This is a genomic window from Endozoicomonas sp. SESOKO3 (assembly GCF_024606255.1).
Window position 1 is genome coordinate 1 of record NZ_JAHHPR010000016.1, and the last position, 9842, is coordinate 9842.

10 protein-coding genes are annotated in these 9842 nt (G+C 48.4%); 7 read left to right on the plus strand and 3 right to left on the minus strand.

Going from position 1 to position 9842, the window contains the following annotated elements:
• Positions 1 to 301 precede the first annotated feature (301 nt).
• Complete coding sequence (locus tag KDK18_RS00160) at positions 302 to 1354, plus strand: DUF481 domain-containing protein (protein WP_257252334.1); 1053 nt, start codon at positions 302 to 304, stop codon at positions 1352 to 1354.
• 41 nt (positions 1355 to 1395) lie between these two features.
• On the opposite strand, the gene KDK18_RS00165 is transcribed toward KDK18_RS00160, so the two are convergent.
• Both KDK18_RS00165 and KDK18_RS00170 read right to left on the minus strand, forming a co-directional pair.
• Complete coding sequence (locus KDK18_RS00165) at positions 1396 to 2157, minus strand: SDR family oxidoreductase (protein ID WP_257252336.1); 762 nt, start codon at positions 2155 to 2157, stop codon at positions 1396 to 1398.
• A 174-nt stretch (positions 2158 to 2331) separates the two neighbouring features.
• The gene (locus tag KDK18_RS00170) at positions 2332 to 2880 is read right to left on the minus strand and encodes a chorismate mutase (RefSeq protein WP_257252337.1); all 549 of its coding nucleotides are present in this window, start codon (positions 2878 to 2880) and stop codon (positions 2332 to 2334) included.
• Positions 2881 to 3090: 210 nt separating this feature from the next.
• On the opposite strand from KDK18_RS00170, the gene KDK18_RS00175 reads away from it, so the two are divergent.
• Entirely contained in the window at positions 3091 to 3543 is a 453-nt protein-coding gene (locus tag KDK18_RS00175) for a DUF29 domain-containing protein (protein ID WP_257252339.1), read from the plus strand.
• A gap of 169 nt (positions 3544 to 3712) precedes the next feature.
• Here the strand turns inward: KDK18_RS00175 and KDK18_RS00180 are convergent, their stop codons facing one another.
• A complete protein-coding gene (locus KDK18_RS00180) occupies positions 3713 to 4765 on the minus strand; it encodes a hypothetical protein (protein ID WP_257252340.1) in 1053 nt (350 codons plus the stop codon).
• Positions 4766 to 5118: 353 nt separating this feature from the next.
• Between KDK18_RS00180 and KDK18_RS00185 the strand changes: the two genes are divergently transcribed.
• The 5 genes from KDK18_RS00185 to KDK18_RS00205 form a co-directional block, all read left to right on the plus strand.
• On the plus strand, positions 5119 to 5841 hold the full coding sequence (locus KDK18_RS00185) for a HugZ family protein (protein ID WP_257252341.1): 723 nt from the start codon (positions 5119 to 5121) through the stop codon (positions 5839 to 5841).
• Positions 5842 to 5957: 116 nt separating this feature from the next.
• On the plus strand, positions 5958 to 6431 hold the full coding sequence (locus KDK18_RS00190; RefSeq protein ID WP_257252342.1) for an FxsA family protein: 474 nt from the start codon (positions 5958 to 5960) through the stop codon (positions 6429 to 6431).
• A gap of 138 nt (positions 6432 to 6569) precedes the next feature.
• Positions 6570 to 6863: a co-chaperone GroES gene (locus KDK18_RS00195; protein WP_257252343.1), complete on the plus strand. Its 294-nt coding sequence runs from the start codon at positions 6570 to 6572 to the stop codon at positions 6861 to 6863.
• Positions 6864 to 6918: 55 nt separating this feature from the next.
• Entirely contained in the window at positions 6919 to 8565 is a 1647-nt protein-coding gene (gene groL / locus KDK18_RS00200; RefSeq protein ID WP_257252345.1) for a chaperonin GroEL, read from the plus strand.
• 319 nt (positions 8566 to 8884) lie between these two features.
• A partial coding sequence (locus KDK18_RS00205) for a hypothetical protein (protein ID WP_257252346.1) occupies positions 8885 to 9842 on the plus strand: 958 nt, incomplete at its 3' end.

Consider the following 9842-nt stretch of genomic DNA (forward strand, 5'->3'; position numbering starts at 1 on the left):
CCTCAATTTCTTGCAATCCTCGCTACGGACGCTTAAGTCCGACAGGCTGCTAGGGATAAGTATCACCAGAGAATCTGCCAAGCATATCCTAATCCATCGGCTATTTGTCGTGAAACGTTTTTCATTTTTCCAGAATGAAGCGCCTCAGGTTGGCAAAAGGAGGGACAACTTTGCTTTATTACTGGTTCAGCCAGGGAAAACCGCTGGCTATAACGGCTTTCCCTCTTGTTAAACGTTTATTAATTTGGAACTCTTGTCACCCTTAGAAAGCAATAAAACATCGATTCATCGAGGGGTATTCATGGGGCTCCAGTTTTTCAGGGGCATTGGCCGTTTTTTCGGATTGCACACAGTCTGGATCATCTTTCTTTTCGGTATGGTAACGATGGCTCGTGCGGATAAGGTATGGATGGAAAATGGAGATGTGATCAGTGGCAAAATCATGGGTCTGGAAGCGGGTAAACTGACTGTTTCTACACGTTATGCAGGTAACATTACCATTAATTGGCGCCATGTCCGTGCTCTGGAGACAGACCAGCCGCTCTGGGTGGGTTTGATTGGAGAGAAAGAGGCTCAACAGCGTCAGTTAAAGAGCAATGGTGATCAACTGACGATTGTTGATCCTGATGGTTATGAGCGGAGCTTTTCGGCAGTCTGGCCAGTGGCAGAAATTCTCACTGAACAGCCGGTGCTGGCTGCTAACTGGGACATTGCTGGCAAGGTCAACTTTGGTTTGGACAGCGATCAGGGTCAGGACAAAGAAACCACATTTACGCTCAGTGGCAACCTGGATATCAATGACGAGTGGAACAAAAACAGTTTTAAGTGGGACATTGAAGTAGAGACGGAAGATGACGCAGACTCTTCCACCAAGGAGTGGGAGCTGGGGTATGCGTATAGTCGCTATTTCACCGAGCACTGGTTCGTTCAGGGCTCTCTGGATCAGGAGTATGACTCAGCGGAAGATCTGAGATCAAGACTGACGCTCGGTGGTTCGCTCGGTTACCGCTTCAGGGAAACGGTGAAAGAAACAGTGATTACCACCGTTGGTCTGACTCATCTCTGGGAAGATTATCAGCTGGAAGATAACCAGAGAAATCTGGCGATGACGACAGGACTGGTGTATCGGAAGAAGCTTATTGATAACCTTGAGTATTACTTTAACAGCAAGCTGTTTTACCGTCTGAATTCAGGCCAGCAGTGGCTGTTTGATGGAGAGCATGGCCTCAGGGTGGGGTTATCTGAAAGTCTTTCTCTAAACCTGATGCATTACCTGGACTACGACAGTATTCCTACAGAAGGTGCTGATAAAACCTCGAGTCAGATCAAGGTAGGCATTGGTTATTCCTGGTAGTGAGAATGGCCACAGAAGGTAGTAGCTTCTGCGGCCATGAATCAGAGGCGCAGACCTCCATCCAGTTCCAGCACCCGACCATTGAAGTAGTCGTTTTCAAAAATGAACGCCGCCGTTGCTGCAATCTCTTCAGGCTTACCCATGCGTCCCGCCGGAATACCCGCATTCATTTTGGCGCGAGCTTCGGGCTTCATGCCCAGCGTCATTTCAGTCTCAATCATGCCAGGTGCAATCGCAGCGCTCCTGATGCCAAAACGAGCCAGCTCCTTAGCCCAGGATACCGTCATAGCGACGACACCGGCTTTTGCGGCAGAGTAGTTGGTTTGTCCGAAGTTGCCCGAGCGGGAAATGCTGGCAATGTTTAGAATCAGACCTTTGCTTCCTGATTCAACCATGCTGGCAGACACCTCACGACCACAGAGAAAAACACCGGTGAGATTGACGTCAATGACTGATTGCCATTTTGCCAGTGAAAGCTTGTCAGTGACCTGATCCTCTTTCACCTTAATTAGCAGACCGTCACGCAGGATGCCCGCATTATTGATAAGACCGTTGAGCGGGCCCAGTTTTTCTCTGGCAACTTTGATACTGTTTTCTACTTCCTGTTCGTTGGCGACATTGGTAGGCAGGGCAATGGTTTTTGCCCCCAATTCAGAGCACTCCTTTACCGTCTGATCCAGGGCTTCGCCTTTCAGGTCTATCAGCCCAAGGCTGGCACCTTTTTCTGCCAGATGCAGTGCCATGGCCTTGCCCAGACCGCGGGCAGCACCGGTAATCAGGATGTTGCTTTGTTCGAGATTCATTCTTTTGTTCTTCTACGTCTGAAAATCACTCAATGATTGTAACGGAACATAGCGAATTCTCTATAGACGGTTTGGTTTTTCTGAGTAACAAGGAGTATGAGCTTCTTTGTCAGGGCTGTTCTTGGTCAGTCAGGATTGGCTGAACTTCCCGGGGGCTTTCGATCCATCCACAGGCTACTGGTTTTTAATCACACGTATCATTTGAAGACTTTCAAACATTTTCTTTTTGTCGTTTTCGGACAGGTGCGCTGCATTGACCGTCCTGACAAAGTCTTGCTGCATGTTATTATCAAATGCTCCTCCATTCTGAAGGTATTCGCTAATTTGCATCACGATCTGATGACCAAGCTCTATAAGCTTGGGCCTGACCTCGGAAGCCAGATCACGGTGTTTTTTATTTTCTGGTTTGGCAGATAACCATTCCGCCCTATATCGATATTGAATAGCCTTGGCCGCATCTATCTGAGCCTGAAAAAAAACAGCGATGGAATCTGGTTGTAAACCAGCCTGCTGTGCATCAAACAATGCTTTCTCAAGCACCTGTTTTTCTCTGGTCAAATCTTCAATAGCACGATGATTCGTGGCCTTAAATAAGGCTACATCCTGCATATAAGTCAGCCGCTGGTTGATTAACTCAAAGATTCCTTTCGACATTGTATCCGCATCCGCAATCGTCAAAGTAGAGAGTGTCAAACAGAGCAACCCTGTTACAAAAAGCTTCATGATTTCCTCAACAATTCTCTGAGCTTAGAACCAGTCCCTTTCCATTGATTCAGCCGTGACACTCTGATTATATTACGCTCAACAACTATTAGAGTATCTGCCAGAATCATCAGCGCTGAAGTCAAAGCCAAATCAGGATATTAGGCGGTGATGGGAGTCTTGACATCCGTTGTCCTATACTCAATGGCTGATTCACAAGGGAATATTGCTATGGATAACTCAAACAACCTTTACAACACCGACTTTTACCGCTGGACACAACAACAGGCTGAGTTGCTGCGTACCGGACGACTTTCTGAAATTGATGTCTCCAATATTCTTGAGGAAATTGAAAGTATGGGTCGCAGTGACTACCGGGCTTTTGAGTCTCACTTGGCGATCCTGCTTATGCACCTGCTTAAGTGGCTCTATCAACCCAGGTTCCAGAGTCGAAGCTGGCGTAATACGGTCACCGAACAGCGGCACCAGATTCAGATGCTGATCAAAGACAGCCCCAGCCTTAAAAGCAAGCTCGATGCTGTTACGCCACCGGCTTACCATCGTGCGGTGAAAGGTGCAGTCAGGGAGACAGGTTTCCCGAAAGCAACATTCCCTGAAACCTGTCCCTGGTCTTTTGATGAAGTCATGGTGGATGACTTTCTACCGGATACCCCACCTCAATAGACAGCAAATATTGGCTGTAATTAAAGGGGTAACACCATGGAACATGATCAGAAAACGCTTTACCAGACCGATTTTTACGGAAAAGGAGCCGCCCGCAAGTTCCGGGCCCGCAACGAAACGTCATCAGGCTCCTGGTCTTTTTTTGATTGATGAGACATCATCAATCAAGTCACTTTGGCATATAGGGCTCAAACTCCTTGGCCGGAGGCTGGGGAATATTACCAGCAGCATCAGGCCTTAAATTAGGGTATTGGCCCAGTACTTTTTTGATTTTGGATTCTAATACCCCTACCTCTCTTTGCTCTGATGCACATTGTTCCTGGACTTTTGCATACTCTCTGGTTACTGGGCCCTGATGGATGATGGGATAGGGCTTGACAGGAAAGTCCCGGAGTATGCTCTTAACTTTCTTATATTCACTCTCAGTTAAAACAGGTTTGAGAGCATTAAGCAGTTGTATTCGGGAAAGGAATGAATAGTCCTGATTCTCCTTGCTGACAAACCTTGATAACTCGACACCGGCCTTATAGACATCACCCTGATGGCGTCCACGCTGGACATTTCCCCGGTTCCCGGAGTTAGACGACAACACGCCATCCACATAACCTTTCAACTGCCCCGCCATATAATCAGCCTCTCGCCGATAGCAGGTCCATCTCTGTAAATAGACTTCCTGCGATAGTTGGTTATATCTTGCTTTCTCTGCCGGCAGATGAACTTCAAGTTCCGACAGGTTTTTCTGATGTTGAGAAATCAGCTCCTTATGAACCGTGATTTCCTGAAAGTCCCTTTGAAGCTGATGCCTTAACTCTTCCCGAACCGCTTCTATACACTCTTTGGCTAAAGGCTTCAGACTGCTGGCAAGCATACTCAACCCTACGAAAGCAGTTGCAGCTCCAGCAGCTGCACCGCAGGCAAATGGATTTCTCTGAACGGTATTTTCTACTACGGCAATAAGGCGATCGGTCAGAGCTGCACCGGGTACCACTCTGGCAGGCGTCCAATTCTGAACCAAAGCATCAAAGGAAACGGCTCCGGCAGAAGCAGCGCCTGCCATGAACGTTAAGCAAGGTATATATTTTGTCCTGGTTCCCTCCACCGGGTCATAGCTGAAAAAAACTTTCCTGATATTTTTAAACACACCACCCTCAGAAGCGTTGGCTGATGTGGAAACAGGCTGCCCCACTGCCGGGCTCTGAGCCATTGGATTACCGATTTGCATAACGAAACTCCTGTAAGATTAATTGAGGTAATTTGACAGATTTAAGCGCGTTATGATCTGCCTATCTATCAGGTAGACCTCCATTTTTGTACTAAGTTCCAAATAAAAAACAGCTCACGGAAAGACAGCAGCTAATGCTGCATGATAATCTTATTGATAATCAATATCATTAATATATAATCGCCTCAAAATGCCTGAAACAGGTGTCTTAATCATCAGCCATAGTTGATTCCGGCCATAGGTTGAAGAACAGAGTTCTGCATATCGAAATATACCCATTGGGTTTTGAAAATCTTCAAAGGCGATGGTTATAAGTGGTATGTTTTATGATATGAAAATACAGGGGGAAACAGATGGAACCCAAGGTTCAAGCCGCACACGACGCACGTAACCTGCTTTTGAATGAGTACCACGGTATTTTGTCCACTCACTCTGATGACGTGCCCGGGTACCCATTTGGTTCTGTTATGCCTTACTGCCTTGATAAACAGGGTAACCCGATCATCCTGATCAGTGACCTCGCTCAGCACACCAAAAACATTGAAGCTAACCCCAAGGTTTCTCTAATCATCACCCAAAGTGGTGTAGACGATATCCACAAGGCAGGGCGTCTGACCTGGATCGGCGATGCCGAAAAAATTGAAGCGGACAATGAAGAACTGAAGGCGCTGGAGCAACGTTACTACTCTTTCTTTCCACCTTCTGCTCAGTATCACAAAACCCATGGTTTTGACTTTTACCGTATTCATCTGAAGCGTGCACGTTTCATCGGTGGTTTCGGTAAGATTTTCTGGGTGAAGAACGAGCTGATGACTCGTGAAAACCCATTTTACGGCAGCGTAGAAAATGGCATGGTCAACCATATGAATGAAGATCATGTCGATGCGATGATGAAGTACTGTAAAGTGGCTGGTATCGAACTTCCGGAAGGTGTTGAGCCAAAGATGGCCGGTATTGATGCCACCGGTATGCACCTGCTGCTGAAAGACAAGCTGGTTCGTATTCCTTTCCCGACAGAAGTGGACGAGCCAATGGCAGTGCGCAAGACTCTGGTAGAGATGGCCAGAGTAGCTTGATATCAGGCTTGTACAAATAAAAAGCCCCGAGGTTGTTTGGGGCTTTTTACGTTTCAATCCTTGAAGTTTCCATGATTAACACTATATAAGAAGCACTGTTGTCTCTGGAGGCTTCCATGCGCTTCCCTTTCTGGATTTTTTTACTGCTTCCCGCCCTCGAGCTGGTCGTGCTGATCAAGGTGGGGGGCTATATTGGCGCTTTTAATACACTGATTCTGGTTATTCTGGGTATGGTGGCTGGTATAGCGATCATTCGTCGTCAGGGTTTTCGTACCATGATGAAGGCTCGCGAGAAGATGAATCGTGGTGAGCAGCCTGCGCTGGAATTGCTGAAAGGTTTTTTGACTGCCCTGGGCGGGGTGTTCCTCATGATTCCCGGCTTTATCACCGACTTTATCGGGCTGGTTCTGCTCTTTCCCCCGGTGCGCAGAGCGCTGCTGAGACGCATGATCAAAAGTGGTCGATGGCAGGCGCAACAGTCATCCACCACCCTTGAGGGTGAATATTACCGTGAGGACATCGACACCAGCCGGAGTATCCACCAGACCCTCGAAGGTGAGTTCAAGCGGGAAGATGAAAAAAAATTCTAGTGCCCCCTTGAAAAGGCTAAAGCCACCCTTACTTACTAGATTACCGATAATTGGGTTCGGTTCTGACATCGCAAGTCAGACCGTTTGACAAGAGTTGATTGCTGGTTTTTCAGCATAAACAGTTGGAGAGATACATCGATGAAAATCCGTCCGTTGCGTGATCGCGTGGTCGTTCGTCGTGAAGAAGAAACCACTACCTCTGCTGGCGGTATCGTGTTGCCAGGTTCTGCTACTGAAAAGCCAAACCAGGGTGTGGTAGTGGCTGTCGGTGATGGCGTATTTCTGGACAATGGTGAAAAACGTCCTGTGGGTGTCAGCGTCGGCGACAAAGTCATCTTTGGTAAGTACGCTGGTTCTGACACCGTTAAGATCGACGGTGAAGAGCTGATCATCGTATCCGAGAGCGAAATCTACGCTGTTCTGGAAGACTGATCCCGGAACTTCGTTTTCATAGCAACTGTTTTAAATTTCCAAAGGATTACCCATCATGGCAGCAAAACAGGTTAAGTTCGGCGACGAAGCTCGCAAGCAAATGCTGGAAGGCGTCAACATCCTTGCTGACGCAGTAAAAGCGACTCTGGGTCCCAAGGGCCGTAACGTTCTGCTGGAAAAGTCTTTCGGCGCTCCAACCATCACTAAAGATGGTGTTTCCGTAGCCAAGGAAATCGAGCTGTCTGACAAATTCCAGAACATGGGTGCTCAGCTGGTTAAGGAAGTCGCTTCTCAGGCTAACGATCAGGCGGGTGACGGTACTACCACTGCAACCGTTCTGGCTCAGTCCATTCTGAACGAAGGTCTGAAGTACGTTGCTGCCGGCATGAACCCAATGGACCTCAAGCGTGGTATTGACAAGGCAGTAGCGGCTGTTGTTGAACAGCTGAAAACCATGTCCACGCCTTGCGAAGACAGCAAGTCCATCGCTCAGGTAGGTACTATCTCTGCAAACTCCGATGAGCTGGTGGGCCAGATCATCGCTGAAGCCATGGAGAAAGTAGGCAAAGAAGGCGTTATCACCGTTGAAGAAGGTTCCGGTCTGGAAAATGAACTGGACGTAGTAGAAGGCATGCAGTTCGATCGTGGCTACCTGTCTCCTTACTTCATCAACAACCAGGAAAGCATGTCTGCTGAACTGGAAAACCCATTCATCCTGCTGGTTGACAAAAAGATCTCCAACATCCGTGATCTGCTGCCAGTACTGGAAAACGTAGCCAAAGCTGGCAAGCCTCTGCTGATCATCGGTGAAGATATTGAAGGCGAAGCTCTGGCCACTCTGGTTGTGAACAACATGCGCGGCATCGTGAAGGTCGCTGCTGTTAAAGCGCCTGGCTTCGGTGACCGTCGCAAAGCCATGTTGCAGGACATTGCTATCCTGACCGGTGGTACTGTTATTTCTGAAGAAGTCGGTCTGTCTCTGGAAGCTGCCTCCCTGGAAGATCTGGGTTCTGCCAAGCGCATCGCTATCACCAAGGAAGACACCACCATCGTAGATGGTGCCGGCAACCAGGCTGATATTCTTTCCCGTGTTGAGCAAATTCGTGCCGAGATCGAGAACTCTTCTTCCGACTACGACAAGGAAAAACTGCAGGAACGCGTAGCCAAGCTGGCCGGTGGTGTTGCTGTTGTCAAGGTAGGCGCTGCTACCGAAGTGGAAATGAAAGAGAAGAAGGCTCGCGTAGAAGACGCTCTGCACGCTACCCGCGCTGCGGTTGAAGAAGGCGTAGTCGCTGGTGGTGGTGTTGCTCTGGTTCGCGCTCTGTCCAAGATCTCTGTTGAAACTGCCAACGCTGAACAGAAAGCGGGTGTTGAACTGATCCTGCGTGCTCTGGAAGGCCCAATCCGTCAGATCGCTTCTAACTCCGGTGACGAAGCTTCTGTTGTTGTCGACAAGGTTAGGTCCGGCGAAGGCAACTTCGGTTACAACGCTGCTACCGGTGAATATGGCGACATGATCGGAATGGGTATTCTGGACCCTGCTAAAGTCACCCGTTCTGCTTTGCAGGCGGCTGCTTCTGTTGCTGGTCTGATGATCACTACTGAGGCGATGGTTGCTGATGAGCCTGCTGACGCTGCTGCTCCTGCTATGCCTGACATGGGCGGCATGGGTGGTATGGGTGGTATGGGCGGTATGATGTAATCATCTTCCCGAAGCTCTGCTTCTCCGAAAAAGCTGCTTCTGTTTCAGGAGCAGCTTTTTTTTATGTCATATTTCCCGTCACTTGCGGTGAACAACTCGCAGAACTCACTTCATACTGACTCCATTGTTGATGACAGACTGCTCCTTAAGATCGGATCTCAGAATGCAAAAATTGGATTTAAGGGAACCTTTCAGATGTTTCTGAATCAAACATGGTATCAACGGTCAACATTGACCAATATCGAGAGTTTTGAACTCAAATCAGGATGAACTTCGCCGATGACTCAGGTCATGGCTATTAACAGAAAAGGAGCAGCATATGAGTAGTGGCATGGAAATTTCAGGAAGGAGTGGTAGTCTTCAGATACCCGCTAGCAATACGGGTAGTAATGCCCCTTTATCATCGGACGGGAACACGCCCACTCATAGAATTAGTGGTCCTGTTAATCCTGATCCACAGCTTAATCAGCTGCAGCAAAGCAGGACTCCTGACACGCCCATAAACGAAAGGAGAACCGATCCTTCAAACCCTTTAAATACACCGGGGCTAAGGCCTGGCAGTCAGCCACCGATCCAAAATCCCGATCCGACAGGAAACAGGAATCCTGGGCCTGGTAGTCAGCCACCGATCCAAAATCCCGATCCGAGACAAAACGAGACTCCCGAAGAGAAAGCCATGAGAGAAGCGATGGAGCTTGAAACCATGTCTGAGGATCAACTCAACGCCAGGCAAAAGGAGAAACTGGATGAAGCAGCCAAGGTCTCTCAACGCTATGAAGAGTTTGATCTATTAAGCCGGGCCAAGGATGCTATGGAAAATCCAAAGAATGCCCCCAAAGATCTCAAAGTGACGATTGCCTTTCCAGGAAAGGAACCCGTTACCCTTATTCCGTGGGATGACAAGCTCATGGAGCGAGATGACTTCCAGGAGCTCTGGGATACCGCTAAAAAAGTTCTGGCAGAACACGAGACCACAAACTTTGCAAATTACAATCCTAAGGTCGATAAAGCTAAACTGGATGCCTTAGAAGACGGCATCAGGCAGATAGCCCACAAACTAGGCGACAACGAACACGAAGAGGGTGAGAGAGATCACGATAACAAGTGGGAAAAGCGTTGGAAGGAAGTACGCCATAAACCGGTGAGGCTGGAGGCTTTTGAAGGTTTGAACCGCTCGAATAGTCCCAGAGTTGTTGCGGAGCAACCCAGGGGGAACCAGAGCAATCCCGATGGGCCAGGAGTGAATCCCGATGGGCCAGGAGTGAATCCCGATGGGC